The 15,315-nt window shown below is 53.1% G+C and carries 13 protein-coding genes; all 13 read left to right on the top strand.

Annotation, left to right across the window (positions count from 1 at the left end):
* Window positions 1–272: 272 nt before the first annotated feature.
* The 13 genes from AACY26_RS09105 to AACY26_RS09045 all read left to right on the top strand — a co-directional run bounded on the left by AACY26_RS09105 (window position 273) and on the right by AACY26_RS09045 (window position 15,297).
* Window positions 273–1,715 carry a glycosyltransferase gene (locus AACY26_RS09105; protein WP_339513190.1) on the top strand — a complete coding sequence of 481 codons (1,443 nt, stop codon included), beginning with the start codon at window positions 273–275 and terminating at the stop codon, window positions 1,713–1,715.
* Window positions 1,712–3,163, top strand: coding sequence for a glycosyltransferase (locus tag AACY26_RS09100; protein WP_339513187.1), 1,452 nt, complete (start codon window positions 1,712–1,714; stop codon window positions 3,161–3,163). The genes AACY26_RS09105 and AACY26_RS09100 overlap by 4 nt, the downstream gene beginning before the upstream one ends.
* On the top strand, window positions 3,160–4,029 hold the full coding sequence (locus tag AACY26_RS09095) for a class I SAM-dependent methyltransferase (protein ID WP_339513185.1): 870 nt from the start codon (window positions 3,160–3,162) through the stop codon (window positions 4,027–4,029). The genes AACY26_RS09100 and AACY26_RS09095 overlap by 4 nt, the downstream gene beginning before the upstream one ends.
* Window positions 4,030–4,059: 30 nt before the next feature.
* Complete coding sequence (locus AACY26_RS09090) at window positions 4,060–4,923, top strand: class I SAM-dependent methyltransferase (protein ID WP_445261293.1); 864 nt, start codon at window positions 4,060–4,062, stop codon at window positions 4,921–4,923.
* A 12-nt stretch (window positions 4,924–4,935) separates the two neighbouring features.
* Entirely contained in the window at window positions 4,936–6,126 is a 1,191-nt protein-coding gene (locus AACY26_RS09085) for an acyltransferase family protein (RefSeq protein WP_339513181.1), read from the top strand.
* Window positions 6,123–7,025: a GDP-mannose 4,6-dehydratase gene (locus AACY26_RS09080; RefSeq protein WP_339513179.1), complete on the top strand. Its 903-nt coding sequence runs from the start codon at window positions 6,123–6,125 to the stop codon at window positions 7,023–7,025. The genes AACY26_RS09085 and AACY26_RS09080 overlap by 4 nt, the downstream gene beginning before the upstream one ends.
* A 147-nt stretch (window positions 7,026–7,172) precedes the next feature.
* The gene (gene gmd, locus AACY26_RS09075; protein WP_339513177.1) at window positions 7,173–8,144 is read left to right on the top strand and encodes a GDP-mannose 4,6-dehydratase; all 972 of its coding nucleotides are present in this window, start codon (window positions 7,173–7,175) and stop codon (window positions 8,142–8,144) included.
* Between the two features lie 4 nt (window positions 8,145–8,148).
* On the top strand, window positions 8,149–9,588 hold the full coding sequence (locus AACY26_RS09070; RefSeq protein WP_339513175.1) for a mannose-1-phosphate guanylyltransferase/mannose-6-phosphate isomerase: 1,440 nt from the start codon (window positions 8,149–8,151) through the stop codon (window positions 9,586–9,588).
* The gene (locus AACY26_RS09065) at window positions 9,588–10,385 is read left to right on the top strand and encodes an ABC transporter permease (protein WP_339513173.1); all 798 of its coding nucleotides are present in this window, start codon (window positions 9,588–9,590) and stop codon (window positions 10,383–10,385) included. Before AACY26_RS09070 ends, AACY26_RS09065 begins: the two co-directional genes overlap by 1 nt.
* Complete coding sequence (locus tag AACY26_RS09060; RefSeq protein WP_339513171.1) at window positions 10,385–11,638, top strand: ABC transporter ATP-binding protein; 1,254 nt, start codon at window positions 10,385–10,387, stop codon at window positions 11,636–11,638. Before AACY26_RS09065 ends, AACY26_RS09060 begins: the two co-directional genes overlap by 1 nt.
* A gap of 8 nt (window positions 11,639–11,646) precedes the next feature.
* A complete protein-coding gene (locus AACY26_RS09055; protein WP_445261292.1) occupies window positions 11,647–13,035 on the top strand; it encodes a glycosyltransferase family 4 protein in 1,389 nt (462 codons plus the stop codon).
* Window positions 13,013–14,155 carry a glycosyltransferase family 4 protein gene (locus AACY26_RS09050; protein WP_339513167.1) on the top strand — a complete coding sequence of 381 codons (1,143 nt, stop codon included), beginning with the start codon at window positions 13,013–13,015 and terminating at the stop codon, window positions 14,153–14,155. The genes AACY26_RS09055 and AACY26_RS09050 overlap by 23 nt, the downstream gene beginning before the upstream one ends.
* The gene (locus tag AACY26_RS09045; RefSeq protein ID WP_339513165.1) at window positions 14,155–15,297 is read left to right on the top strand and encodes a glycosyltransferase family 4 protein; all 1,143 of its coding nucleotides are present in this window, start codon (window positions 14,155–14,157) and stop codon (window positions 15,295–15,297) included. The genes AACY26_RS09050 and AACY26_RS09045 overlap by 1 nt, the downstream gene beginning before the upstream one ends.
* The last annotated feature ends 18 nt before the right edge of the window (window positions 15,298–15,315 follow it).

The raw sequence follows: 15,315 nt of genomic DNA, 5'->3' as shown, positions 1-15,315 counted from the left end.
GCGCCTTTCGCAGGTTACAAAAAATTTCACATATCATGGATTTGCCTATTGCAAGCCAAACTAAATGCTGGTGGTATTGAGGGGTCGTGAAAAAATATTTGCCTGCCGATATTGCCGCCATATTTCATGAAAACCTGCAAAAAATAGCGAATTTATCGCTTTTATAACGGTTTGATCTCTCGGCGTCAGGTCTAGCAAGGCTTAAAAATAATAACAATCAAGCCTGGTTGCTCGCAGCCAGGGATCTGACGCTAAAGGCTTGCAAGCCGTACATGATTATTCTCATCAGTTCGAAAATTACCCAGTCGAATATCCAGGCCTCCTTGGGCAAGGCGGAATACAGCTATTTCTTTTTGCTGAAAGAATTCATGCCTGCCTTGCAGCAGATAGCCGAAGTCATCAGCGTGGAGTCGGCCGATCAGGTCGATAGCCTGTACCAACAGTATCGCGCCGCTGGCGAGCAAGTCTTTTTTATCAGCGTAAGCCCTCCGCAACAGACCCCCATTGATCTTGAGTGTCCAACGATTTGCCTGTTTGCCTGGGAGTTCGACAATGTGCCGGATGAGCCTTGGGAAGGCGAACCACGTAATGATTGGCGCTATGTCCTGCAAGGCTTTGCAGGCGCCATAGCCTGCAGCCGTGAGTCGGCGGATGCAGTGCGTAAAGCCATGGGTAATAGCTATCCAGTTACTGCGATACCAGCACCTGTCTGGTCGCGATTCCAAGCTCTGATGCCGGAAGGTGGTTGGACACCTTGCCGGCCAGGGCGCTCTATCGAGTTCACCGGGCACGTCATCGACAGCCCTTTACTGGGACTTTCGGCCGATGGCTTGGTCCAGCATATGCCCCGGCCCCAAGCGCCCTTGTTGGTTGCAGCGGCGAAGTCAGATCACAGCCGGGTTGGACGTACCCGGGCGCTTTATCACGCGTGGCGCGAGGCCCTGAGCAACAGGCCCAGCGCTGTGGCCAGGCGTGAAAAGCCTGCTGCGCCTGCCCATAGTGAGCTCGGTGCGCAAGCGTTGCATGCATGCCGCATTGAATTGTCAGGCGTGGTGTTTACCTCTGTACTTAATCCGCGCGATGGCCGCAAAAACTGGATCGATATCGTGACTGCGTTCTGCTGGGCATTTTCAGAAACCAGCGATGCGACCTTGATCCTGAAGATGACCCACCATGATCTGGAACACTACCGAATTCCTTTGCTGACCCTATTGTCGCGCTTAGCACCTTTCAAATGCCGAGTGTTGGTATTACACGGATTTCTCGATGATCAGCAGTATCGGCAGTTAATTGAGATCAGTGACTTTTATGTCAATGCGTCGACTTGCGAAGGCTTGTGCTTGCCGTTGATGGAGTTTCTTGCCAGCGGTAAGCCCGCTCTAGCCCCCAGGCATACGGCGATGCTCGATTATGTCGATGAGCAGATGGCCTATGTCGTGAAAACCAGCGTCGAACCATCCTGCTGGGCGCACGATCCTTGTGGAATATTTCGCACGCGCAAATATCGATTGAACTGGCAATCGCTGATGGAGGGGTATCGCCATTGTCATCAGATTGCGGGCGGTGACCTTGCCCGTTATCAGCAAATGTCCCAGCACGCTTGGCATCAATTGCGTGAGTTTTCTGATACCCCAGTCGTTGCACAGCAGGTGCAGGATTTTCTGCAAGGACTGGGCTCAGGTAGCGAACAACGCCTGGCTGGAGCTCAAGCATGAAGTTCTTGCTCTATAGCGCCATGAATGCTGAAACCGTAGTGCAAAACCTGGGAGAACCCGAGTACAGCTATTTCTTTGTGCTTCGCGAGTTCTTGCCATTGCTCAAGACGCTTGGTGAAGTGGTTCTGGTGGCCGATCCGGCTGTTGAAGTTGATGCGCATTACGCAGCGGCTCAAGCCAGGGGTGAGGATTGTGTATTTCTCAGCTTCACGCCGCCACACCTGACATGCCGAGACCTGGCCTGCCCGACAATTCCTGTTTTCGCATGGGAATTCAGTAGCATGCCGGATGAAACCTGGTGGGAGGACCGGCCTGAAAATGATTGGCGTAAATGTCTCGCCCAGTGCGGTGCGGCCATTGTCCATTCGGAGCAAAGCGTAAGGGCGGTTCGCCAGATCATGGGCGAGGCATTCGCGGTAGTGTCGATTCCGGCTCCCGTTTGGGATCGCCTGGAGACCGTGCGCGAGCTTCTTCGGACGGCAGCTGTCGCCAGGTCACAGCTCTTGGCGATAGAACGTGGCGTGGTCTTTGATAGCCATGCTCCTGATTTTGCGCGTTTACTGCCGACAGCAGAGGAGATTGCGCGCGAGGTTGCTGAGTCTCGTGGATTGATTCCAATCGAGAGTCACCTTGGTTATCGACGTAAATCCGGGACCATTGTTGGTATCACCCAGCACTACCTCTTGCACTGGTATCAACAGGTGATGGCTCCGGCCCTGCCTGCGCAATTGCGCAAGATGCTTGATCGCTTCGTTGAGAGCAGTGATCCGTGGCAGGCCGGTACTCGTCAGCTGGAATTGAGCGGGGTGGTGTTTACCAGCCTGTTTAATCCTCAAGATGGTCGCAAGAACTGGGTGGATATGCTGACGGCCTTCTGTTCGGCATTCAAGGATGAACCCAACGCCACCCTGGTTTTCAAACTGGGCCATCACCGTTATGAAGATGCGATCAGAGGCATATTAATGGCAATGTCTCGCCTTGATCCCTTCGCTTGTCGAGTGGTGTTGGTACATGGCTATCTGAGTGGCGATGCCTATAACCAACTGATCCAGGCAACGCATTACATCGTGAATGCATCTTATGGCGAAGGCCAATGTCTGCCGCTTATGGAGTATTTGTCCTGTGGCAAGCCGGCCATTGCGCCGCGACATTCGGCAATGACGGATTACATCGACGACAGCGTGGGTTTTGTGGTCGATAGCTGGGCAGATGCAACCGCATGGCCCCATGATCCGAGGATCGCCTACCGTACGTTGCGCCAGCAGATAGATTGGCAGTCGCTAAAGGAGGCTTATAGCGCCGCTTACAGCTGTGTCCAGGAGCACCCGGAGCGTTATCAGCAACTGGCGAAAAATGCGATCAAGCGCATGCAGCAGCATTGTTCTTACTCGGTTGCCAGTGAGCGAATGCTCGGCTTTCTTCAGCTTGAAGAGCAGGTCTCGGCATGAAGATTCTGCAAAAGCTTTTCCAGCGTCTAGGCGCGCCCGCTGCATCTGCAGCTGCGAGTGGCCGTACCGAAGACTACGTTGATGCGCGTGATTGCGGGCTGGTCGATGCCGTGCAAAGTGGCTGGTTCCAAAATGCCACTGATGAGTTGTTCAGCGGCTTTGCTATTTCCGCTGAGGACGTGGTGCTTGATATCGGCTGCGGGGCTGGCGGCGCCACATTGTTCTGCGCCAATCGCGGCGCCCATGTGGTCTTCACCGATGTAATTGCCGAAAAGATTGACGCACTCAAACAAAAGCTCAAGGAGACACCGGCGCGGGGAGTCGAAGGCATTGTCTCTGACAGCGTGCCGCTGCCCTGCGCCGATGAGTATGCCTCCCGGGTCATTGCCCTTGAGGTGCTGGAACATGTGGAAGATCCCGCACGGGTTTTACGTGAGCTGGTGCGTGTTGCGCGTCCGGGGGCTCTGTTTCTCTTGGCCGTGCCTGATCCTGTCGGTGAGCACATTCAAAAAGACTGTGCGGCGCCGCACTATTTCAGCCATCCCAACCATATCCATATTTTCGAGCGTGAACAGTTCGCCGCCTTGGTCGAGGAGGCCGGGTTGATCATTGAGCGCCGCGCTTCCTATGGCTTCTTTTGGACCATGTGGATGCTGATGTACTGGACGCAGCAAAAGCACAGCGGCGAGCCCAACTCAGGCGAAACACATGATGTTGTACATCCGCCATACAGCGCGCTAGTCGAGGACTGGTCGAGTCTTTGGAAGCGTTTAATTGATATGCCGGAGTTTTCCCCGGTGAAGCAGAACCTGGACAGCTTGATGCCTAAGAGTCAGGTCATTGTCGCCCGCAAACCAAGTCAGTAAGCCAGTCACGAGCCGATAACAGGAATAAAAATGCTCAGTAAAATTAAACGGTTTTTAAGCCCATCCTCCGAACCAAAAGGTTTCGGCGAAACTGCTCCTAGCCCTCGGACAGCTGCAATTGCTTCCAAGAATGAAGAGGAAGCGTTGGGCTTAGAGATTGGTCTGGTGGATAGCTATCTCAGTGGTTGGTTGCGCAATGATACGGGCGAATTGATTGAAGGCTTTGCAATTACTGCAGCCGATAAGGTGCTTGATATCGGTTGCGGCGATGGTGGCTATGCAACGTTCAGTGGCAAGCATGGTGCGGCCGTTATCCTCGCGGATGTTGATGCTGAAAAAATCGAAATAGCACAACGGCGAGTGCTAGACGCTGGTGCACGCAGCGTGCAGGCACTAGTCACTGACGCCAACCCGTTGCCCTTGCCTGATGCACATGTGACGAGGGTCGTGGCCATGGAGGTGCTTGAGCATGTCGATGATCCTGCCCAGTTTATGCAGGAATTGGTTCGGGTTGCGGCGCCTGGTGCATTGTTCCTGCTGACGGTGCCGGACGAGTTGATTGAAACCATACAAACCCATATCGCCCCTCCCGTCTACTTTGAGAAGCCCAACCACATTCGTATTTTCAAACGCGGCGAGTTGGCCCAACTGGCGCTTGATGCCGGCCTGACAATTGAGCGCACCACCCAATATGGCTTTTACCATTCGGTTTGGTGGTCGCTGTACTGGGCCTGTGAAAATCAATCGCTTTCCCCTCCTTGGCACCCATTAATCGAAAGCTGGACACAGACGTGGACTACATTGCTGTCACTGCCGGATGGTCCAATAATCAAGCAGGCGCTGGACGCAGCAATGCCTAAAAGCCAAGTCGTTATTGCGCGCAAGCCTCTTTAGGTGGGCTCCAGGATGAATGCAGCTACGCAAAAAATTACTGAGATTGAAGTTCTGCGTGGGCTGGCGGTCCTTGGCGTGCTGTTTCATCACGTCTCTGGAAATTTGGTGAGCAGTAACCTTGAGTGGCTTGAGGCTTTGATGTCGCAGTTGCAGCTTTGGTGGGGAGTCGATCTGTTCTTCGTGATCTCAGGTTTCGTCATCGCGCGCCAGTTGCTACCCGCTTTGCAGCAATCTGCGGCCAGGCCAGTAATCGTTGCTTTCTGGATTCGGAGAGCTTTCCGGCTTCTACCATCGGCTTGGCTGTGGCTGCTTCTACCCTTGCCATTGGTTCTGGTGTTCAACCAAACGGGCGTGTTTGGCACGCTGTCGACAAATATCGAAGCCACAGTCGCGGGCTTGTTTAATTTCGCCAATTTCCGCTTTGCAGACAGTTTCTTTAAGTATGACTACGGTTTTAGTTTTGTTTACTGGAGCCTCTCTCTGGAGGAACAGTTTTACTTGCTATTGCCACTTTTGGCGCTGTGCTTCAGACAGAAGTTGATGTGGCTGATGTTAATCGTCGTGCTTGTGCAGTTTTTCCAAGTGCGCAGCGTATTGATGATGTCTTTTCGTACAGATGCGTTAGCACTTGGCGTACTGCTCGCTATTTGGTCGGCAAAGCCTAGCTATCAGCAGTTCGAGCCGCGCTTTTTAAAGGCATTGCCATTATCAGGTGGTTTGATTCTGCTTTCGTTGCTGCTGGCCATGTCGTTTTTAGCGGCGCATAACGATTTTCTACCCACGGTACGAATTGGTTTGATAGCGGTTATGGCGACAGTCTTGGTTTGGCTTGCTTCCTATGGACGAGGCTATTTATGGCCAACGGGGTTGGGGCAGCGTTTGATGATGTGGCTGGGGGCTCGTTCGTACGCCATTTATCTTATCCATATCCCTGCATATTTCTTTACTCGTGAGCTGCTCTACCGCGTTCTGGCAATTACAGAGATTTCTGCAAGTGAACACGTACTTCTGAGTGTTGCCGTCGCTGGCGGACTGATTTTAGCGCTTAGCCAACTCAATTACCGATGGGTAGAAGTGCCGATGCGTCAACTTGGTAGCCGGGTTGCGCAACGTATCGAGCCTAAGTTGCAAGTTACTACTGGTTATCAGCAACCAATAGTTGCACTACTAAATAGTCCTATTAACCCAAGGAAGCAGGCATGAGCCGTCTTTTTGTCACCGGGCGCAGTGGTTTTGTCGGCCAACATTTGGAGATGGCTTTAGCGGCATCTGATTGGCAGTTAATTGAGACTGCGAAGTTTGACTTGCTTGAGCCTGCATCGCTTGACGCTGCGCTCGCTGAAACCTGCCCCGATGCCGTCATCCACCTTGCCGGTCAGACATTTGTGCCTGAGGCATTTCGCGATCCGCAGCGCACCTTCGAAGTGAATTTGCTGGGCACTTTGAATCTGCTGCAGGCACTCAAGCGATGTGGATTTAGTGGCACTTTTTTGTATGTCAGCTCGGGTGATGTTTATGGCCGTGTCGATGAATCGGACATGCCAATTGCCGAGAGTTTGAGGGTTAAACCGCGTAACCCTTATGCCGTGAGCAAGGTTTCTGCAGAGCTGTTGTGCCAACAGTGGGGATATACCGAGTCTTGGCGAGTGCTGATTGCTCGTCCGTTTAACCACATTGGCAGCGGTCAGAGTGAGAGCTTTTTGGTGGCCGATATGGCGCGCCAATTGGTCCGTATTAAGCGTGGTCTGCAAGCGCCGGTTTTGAATGTGGGCGATGTGGATGTCACTCGAGATTTTCTCGATGTCCGGGATGTGGTCAGGGCGTACGTGTTGATGCTGGAAAAAGGTCAGGCTGGCGAGGTTTACAACCTGTGCTCAGGCATTGAGCGCAGCGTTCGTGACGTGATTGTCGATATGGCGCATTCGTCTGGTCTAGAAGTGGCTCTTGAGCAGGACCCGGCACGATTGCGCAAAGCCGAGCAACGAAGGGTTGTGGGTTGCTCCGAAAAACTACAAAAGCAGACCGGATGGAAACCAGGTGCTGACTTTTCCGAGACGCTGCTTAGCGTCCTGGGTGATTGGGAGGCGCGAGAAGAAAGCTGAATACAACGCTCGATAAGGTTTGATTGGCGAGTCACACCACGGGAGTTGATAGCTCTGAAAAACAGATGAAGAGACTGGGTACAAACCTAGCAAAACTTTCCAGAGGCCCTGCTCAGAGTCAGCTCTGATAGAAGTAAGAGAATAATAATGTATAAAAAAGCGCTTATTACAGGTTTAACAGGTCAAGATGGTGCGTACTTGGCCAAACTGCTATTAGACAAGGGTTACGAGGTCCATGGCCTTGTTGCCCGGCGCAGTACCGACACCCGCTGGCGTTTGCGTGAGCTTGGGGTCGAGTCGCGTATTGTCTATCACGACGGCGATTTGGCTGATGCATCATCAGTGCAGCGTGCCGTGCTCAAGGCCTGCCCGGATGAGGTGTATAACCTCGGCGCGCAAAGCTTCGTCGGCAGCTCATGGGATCAGCCTATTACCACCGGCATTGTCGATGGCCTGGGCGTTACCCACATGCTCGAAGCCATACGCCAGTTCAGCCCGCAGACGCGTTTCTATCAAGCCTCGACCAGCGAAATGTTCGGTTTGATACAGGCCGAGCGTCAGGATGAGAACACGCCGTTTTATCCGCGCAGCCCCTATGGTGTGGCCAAACTCTATGGTCACTGGATTACGGTTAACTATCGAGAAAGCTTTGGTTTACATGCCTCTAGCGGGATTCTGTTTAACCATGAATCGCCACTGCGCGGCATTGAGTTTGTCACGCGCAAAGTGACAGATGCCGTAGCGCGGATTAAGCAGGGCAAGCAACGCGAACTGCGCCTGGGCAATATCGATGCCCAACGCGACTGGGGGTTTGCTGGTGACTATGTTGAAGCCATGTGGCTGATGCTCCAGCAAGACAAACCCGATGACTATGTAATTGCCACCGGCATTACTACGACGGTGCGTGAGATGTGCCGCATCGCGTTTTCCTATGTGGAGCTGGATTATCAGGATCACGTTGTGATTGATCCCGAGTTCTTCCGCCCAGCTGAGGTCGAAGTCTTGCTGGGTAATCCAGCTAAAGCTGAGCGCGTTCTCGGCTGGTCGCCCAAAACCAATTTGGAAACCCTGATTCAATCGATGGTGGATGCTGATCTTAAGCGCGTAGCCAAGGAGTGATCTGATGATAGTTCCTGTAATTTTATCCGGCGGCGCCGGAACACGCTTATGGCCAGTGTCGCGTGAAGGACAACCCAAACCCTTTATGCTGATGCCCGACGGTGAGTCGTTGTTGGCCAAGACCTATCGCCGCGCGGCTGACTTGATTGTCGATGGCGGGGAAATTGTCACTGTGACCAACCGTGACTACTACTTCCAAAGCAAGGATCACTTTAACGCCGCCAAGACCAGGCCGCGCCGGCCTCACTTTATTCTTGAGCCGGTTGGGCGTAACACTGCGCCCGCAGTTGCTATTGCGGCCCTGACACTGGCGCAAAGTCATGGTGACGATGTGGTGATGGTGGTAATGCCTGCCGATCACTTGATCTGCGACGGCGCTGGTTTCACGGCATCAGTCAAGCATGCAGAGGCCCTTGCATTGGAGGGTTACCTGGTGACATTCGGGGTGCCTCCTACCACGCCTGAAACCGGTTTTGGCTATATAGAAACAGGCAACGCACTGAACAGTGATGGCGCCACAAAGGTGGCACGATTCGTCGAGAAACCGGATGCGAGCACCGCGCAAACCTATCTGGATAGTGGCAAGTTTCTCTGGAATTCAGGCATGTTTTGCTTCACCGCTGGCACCTTTATTGAAGAGCTCGAGCGTCACGCGCCGCAATTGCTCGAACAGGTGCGCCAATGCGTTGAGCAAAGCCCAGTGCAGGAAGTGCCGACACTGGTTCAGCGCGAACTGGACACAAAAACCTTTTCTGATATGCCGGATATTTCCATCGACTACGCCTTGATGGAGGTTTCACAACGCGTGGCAGTGATACCGGCGACCTTTGACTGGAGCGATATTGGCTCCTGGAAGGCCATGAGCCAGTTGGTCGAGCCAGATGCACATAATAACCGGGCGACCCACAATGCCTTGTTTATCGATAGCCACAACAATTATGTGCAAAGCGACGGTCGGATGGTCGCGACCGTCGGTTTGGATAACCTGATTGTGATTGATACCGATGATGCGCTGTTGGTAGCCCATGCTGATCGTGCTCAGGATGTCCGGTTAGTGGTCAAGCAGCTCAAGGATAACAATCATGATGCCTACCGATTACACCGCACGGTAAGCCGGCCATGGGGAACCTTTACCGTTCTGGAAGAAGGGCCGCGCTTCAAGATCAAGCGCATTGTAGTCAAGCCAGGTGCGTCGCTGTCGCTACAAATGCACCATCACCGCAGCGAACACTGGATTGTGGTCAAGGGTATGGCCAAGGTCACCAATGGCGACGGCGCGCGCTTGGTCAACAGCGACCAATCAACCTACATCGCTGCTGGGCACAAGCACCGCTTGGAAAACCCGGGTGTGATCGAGCTGGTGATGATCGAGGTGCAGAGCGGCGAGTACCTTGGCGAAGACGATATTGTGCGCTTTGAAGATCAGTACGGCAGGGTGGTCTGATGGCTTTGAGCATGGCGCGTTCTGTTTGGACCTACCGCGGATTTGTGCTCGGCAGTGTTAAGCGTGAGTTCCAAACGCGCTATCAAAACTCGCTGTTGGGCGCGGCCTGGTCGGTACTTAATCCGTTGTCGATGATCATCGTCTACACGGTTATTTTCTCGCAGTTGATGAAAGCCCGGCTGCCGGGTGTGGATAACGGCTTGGCGTATGGGATCTATCTGTGCGCCGGGATTCTCACCTGGGGCTTCTTTGCCGAGATCATTGGCCGCAGCCAGTCGGTATTCCTTGAACACGCCAACCTGATCAAGAAACTCAGCTTCCCACGGATCTGTTTACCGCTGATTGTGGTGCTTAATGCCGGGGTCAACTTTGCGATTATCTTTGCCCTGTTCCTTGGTTTTTTGGTTGCCACGCAGAATTTTCCAGGCTGGGCTGTTTTGGCGGTCATTCCGCTGTTGATGATTCAGATCCTGTTCTCTATCGGCCTTGGCGTCATGCTGGGCGTGCTCAATGTGTTCTTTCGTGATGTCGGTCAGTTTGTCGGCATATTCCTGCAGTTCTGGTTCTGGTTCACGCCCATTGTGTACCCGGCTTCAATCCTCCCCGATTGGGTTAAGCCTTTGTTGAGTGCGAACCCGATGGCGCCATTGATTGCTGGCTATCAAGGCATTTTTGTCTATGGCCGTTGGCCTGATTGGTGGTCGTTGATGCCGACGTTGGTCATTGCGGGTGTCTTGTGTGTGTTAGCAATGCGCTTGTTTCGCAAACGCTCGGGCGAAATGGTGGATGAACTCTAATGGGTAGCATTCAAGTCAGCCAACTGGGCAAGGCATACAAGCAATACCCCTCGCGCTGGGCGCGTCTTGCCGAATGGTTTATCCCGTTTTCAGCACCCAGGCATCAGCTTAAATGGGTGCTTCAAGATTTGTCTTTTACCGTCAATCCAGGTGAGGCGCTGGGCATCATTGGAGTCAATGGTGCGGGTAAAAGCACATTGTTGAAGATGATCACCGGAACCACCCAGCCCAATGCTGGGCATATCCATTTGCAGGGACGGGTTGCAGCCTTATTGGAGCTGGGCATGGGCTTTCACCCGGATTTCAGTGGTCGGCAAAATGTGTTTATGGCCGGGCAGCTATTGGGTCTGGGAATGGATGAGCTGCATGAACTGATGGCGGAGATCGAGGCATTCGCGGAAATCGGTGAGTATATTGATCATCCTGTGCGCACCTATTCCAGCGGCATGCAAATGCGTTTGGCATTCAGCGTGGCAACCGCACGGCGCCCGGACGTATTGATTGTCGATGAAGCCTTGTCGGTGGGGGATGCGTATTTTCAGCATAAAAGCTTCGCGCGTATCCGCGAGTTTCGTAAAGCCGGTACAACATTATTGATTGTGTCCCATGATCGTCAGGCGATTCAGAACCTGTGTGACCGGGCTATCTTGCTGGCAAACGGCAAATTGGCGCTTGAAGGTTCACCTGAGGAAGTCATGGATTTCTACAGTGCCATGCTTGCTGAGAAAGAGCAGCAAACCGTGCGCCAGGAGCGTCTTGAAAGCGGACAAGTCAGGACGATTTCCGGCACTGGTGAGGCTGGCTTTGCCGATATCGCTTTGATCAATGAGCAGGGGCAGCGGGTTGAGGTTGTGTCGGTCGGCGCTATGGTCACCCTTGAGGTGACCGTAGATATAAGGGCTGATGTGCCGAGACTGGTGTTGGGGTTCATGATCAAAGACCGCATGGGCCAAGCCATGTACGGCATCAATACCCATCGTCTTAATCAGCCTGTGGAAAACCTGAAAGCGGGTGAGCAGGTGGTTTATCGCTTCAGGTTTCCTGCGCGCCTGGGTAAGGGCAACTACTCAATTGCCCTGTCCTTGTCACGCTTTGATTCACACCTCGACACCAACTATGAGTGGCGTGATTTTGCCTTGGTGTTTCACGTGATCAATATCAAGCAGGCTGACTTTGTTGGCTGTGCCTGGCTTGATTCCGATGTGTCTATCGAGCGTAGCGAAGCTGTTGTTGCAGCTACTGTTGAGGGTTAAGGATGACTATGAGGCTTTTAGTTGAATGCACTTATGTATTTGAACACCCGAACGACAACTCGGGTATTCAGCGTGTCGTGCGTAATGTGATCAAACAGTTGCCTAAAATCGATGCGTCTGTTGAGTGTATTCCGGTGATGATGCAGGCAGGTGAAGTGCATCGAGTACTGAGCTTGGCGCCATTACCGACAAAACAACTTTCATTGATGCATAAGCTTAGGGTCAAGCTTGAGCATTGGCGTAATCGTTTCTGGTATTTGCATGCACGGGTCGAGCGGGTTGCTCCGCTGCGTTATTCACATGCGTTGCGTCGAGTGTTCTACGTACTCTGCCGCTTGGCCGGGCTGAGCTTCAGTATTCCTATCCGTTTGCTTGATCGCTTTATCGATGACGCGCCTGCGCCAGAGCGTGCGGTGGTCCTGGAATGTCGGGAAGGCGATCAGTTATTGCTGCTCGACTCATCCTGGCATGCCGATTTCTTTCCGCTGGCTGAGCGATTGAAGAGTCAGGGCGTAGGTATCATTTCGGTGATTTACGACCTTATCCCGCTGACTCATCCGCAGTTTTGTGATGCCGGCCTGGTCAAGGTATTTGACCGTTGGTTTGACTGGATCTCGCAAACTGCAGATGGCTTTATCGCAATTTCCTCGACCATCAGTGAGCAGGTCCGGGCAGAGGTCGGTCGACGCATTGGTCAAGCCAAGGCTCAAACCCGTTGGTTCGACCATTTTCATCTGGGGTCTGAGCTTGACCTGGTTGTGCCCGATAAAAAGCTTGATCCCGAACTGCTCAATCTGTTTGCCAAGGATGCTCCGGTTTACCTGATGGTCAGCACCATAGAGCCGCGCAAGAATCACGCTTATTTGCTTGATGCTTTTGAGCTGCTTTGGCAAAAGGGCTCGCCAGCTTGCCTGTGCATCATTGGTAAAGTCGGTTGGAAATGCGATGCCTTAATCGAGCGCATTGAGTCTCACCCGGAATTGAACCAGCGCCTGTTTATGTTTAACGGGCTTGATGATGCCGGGCTCGAATATGCCTATAGCCATTCACGGGCACTGGTTTTTCCTTCCTATGTTGAGGGCTTTGGTCTGCCGCTGGTTGAAGCCATGCAGCGCGGCCTGCCAGCCATGGCCAGTGCTATTCCAGTCTTTGAAGAAATCGGCGGTGACTTCATGGCTTATTTCCAGCTTGATCAACCCGCATCCCTGGCCGCCCTGGTCGAAACGTTTGAGCAGCAAGGTCGTTTTCCTGCAGCGCAGGATCTGCAGCAGTGGTCATGGTTGAGCTGGAGTGATTCGACTCGTCAATTGATTGAGCGCACCGCAGCGCATATTGGCCAAGCGCACTCGCTGGACAGATCAGAGAGAGAGTTTGATGCCAAAACGCATAGCGCTTAACGCAAGTATTTTGCGTGCGCCGCGTACTGGCATTGGTCAGTACCTGACGGAGCTCGCCAAAGAATTGACCAAGCAAGATGACCTGCAACTGCAGTTCTTCAATGGTTGGAACTGGAGCGAGCAATTACCTGATGCGCCTATGCCCGGCTATTCGCGCTGGAGTTCTTTGATCAAACGTTGGGTGCCTGGCGCCTATCCGCTGCGCAGGGCGCTGGAACAACAGCGCTTTAGTCAAGGAATAGGCAAGCAGCCAGGGTGTTTGTATCACGACCCAAATCTCTGGCCATTTGAGTTCGATGGACCCATGGTGATGACGTTGCATGACCTTACGCATGTACATCATCCTCAAACCCAGCCAGCGGATCGGCTTGCCGAGATCGAACGGCATACGGCGAAGGCTGTTCAACGCGCTCAGCGCATCCTAGTTGATTCCGAGTTCATTGCGGCTGAAGTCGCAAAGTACTACGCGGTCGCTAAAGACAAACTCGTGGTTGCTCCGCTCGGGTGTTCTGAGCGCTTCCAGCCTAGAGCGGATGATGACTTACGTGAACCCTTGCTGTCGTTTGGGCTGGTGCCAGGGCAGTACCTGCTGTGTGTAGGCACCCTGGAGCCTCGTAAAAATCTGCAACTGACGCTCAATGCTCATCAACGTTTGCCTGAGTCGCTACGTAGGCAGTATCCCTTGGTGATCGTTGGCATGGCCGGTTGGCTGCCTGAAAGTTACTCGCAGCAATTGCAACAGGCACTCGCCGGTGGCTTTGCGCGAGTGCTGGGCTATCAACCTGATGCACTGCTTGCACAAATTGTATCGGGGGCGCGACTGTTGATATTTCCATCGCTCTATGAAGGTTTTGGTCTACCGGTGCTTGAGGCCATGAGCAGTGGTGTACCCGTTGTGCTCAGCCGACGGGCTTCATTGCCGGAGGTTGCTGGCGGGGCTGGCAGTTATGTGGATGTGGACGATGAAATGGCCTGTGCCGAAGTGATCACTCAGTTGCTTGAGAATCAGCAGCTTTGGCAGGCTAAGCGTGCGGCTGGACTAGCCCGTGCGCAACAATTTTCTTGGCAGCGCTGCGCGGCAGTTACTGCTGATGTGTATCGACAGGTAATGGTGAGCTAATGCGTGTTTTACACTTTTATAAGGCCTACCTGCCTGAGTCTATGGGGGGCATTGAGCAGGTTATCTATCAACTTTGCCAAGGCAGCGCCGCTCAAGGGATTGACAGCCATGTACTGACCCTCAGTGCCGAAGATGGGGCCAAGGATTTTGCATTCGGTTCGCATCAAGTACACCACGCAAAACTGGATTTCTATCTGGCGTCCACGGGCTTTTCGTGCAGTGCGTTCAAGCGTTTCCGTGAACTGGCTGCTGAAGCGGACATTATTAATTATCATTTCCCATGGCCTTTCATGGATGTGGTGCACTTTGCTTCTTCTGTGCGCAAGCCAACGGTGGTGACCTATCACTCCGACATTGTTCGTCAACGAAGGTTGTTACAGCTATATAAGCCGGTTATGAACCGCTTTCTTAGTAGTGTCGATAGGATAATTGCTGCGTCGCCAAACTACATGCACACCAGTGAAGTGCTGACGCGGTTTGCCAGCAAGACTCGGGTGATTCCTTATGGGCTCGATAAAACCACCTATCCAGTTCCGGACGCTGAACGTTTAAGCCGTTGGCAGCAGCAATTTGGTTCGCGATTTTTCCTGTTTGTTGGGGTTATGCGTTACTACAAAGGGCTGCATATTCTGCTGGATGCCTTGCAGGGTACGAATTATCCGGTGGTTATTCTCGGCGCTGGTCCTTTGGAGCTGGAACTCCGGGCACAGGCTCAGCGCCTTGGCTTGGATCACCTGCACTTTGTTGGCCGTTTGGGTGATGAGGATAAAGTGGCCTTGCTGCAGTTGTGCAGCGCAATCGTATTCCCGTCGCACTTGCGCTCCGAGGCTTTTGGTATTTCTTTGCTCGAAGGCGCCATGTATGGCAAGCCGATGATTTCCAGTGAGATAGGAACGGGCACCAGCTATATCAATATTCATGGCGAAACAGGCTTGGTGGTTCCGCCTAGCAATCCTCCCGCATTCAGGGATGCCATGCGTACGCTCTGGGATAATCCAGAACTTGCTGCGCAAATGGGCATGCGTGCGCAAGAGCGCTATGAGCGGGTGTTTTCTGCTCAGCGCATGTGCGAGCAAACAGCAGCTCTTTATCAAGAGTTACTGGATGCTCCACATCAGCGAGCCGCGCCTGTGCATGAGTGATAACTTGAATTTTAGCTA

The sequence above is a fragment of the Pseudomonas sp. RL_15y_Pfl2_60 genome (assembly GCF_963970595.1).
Taxonomy (GTDB): Bacteria; Pseudomonadota; Gammaproteobacteria; order Pseudomonadales; family Pseudomonadaceae; genus Aquipseudomonas.
Note: the sequence above shows the minus strand (reverse complement) of the source record. Positions and strands in the feature narration are given on the sequence as shown.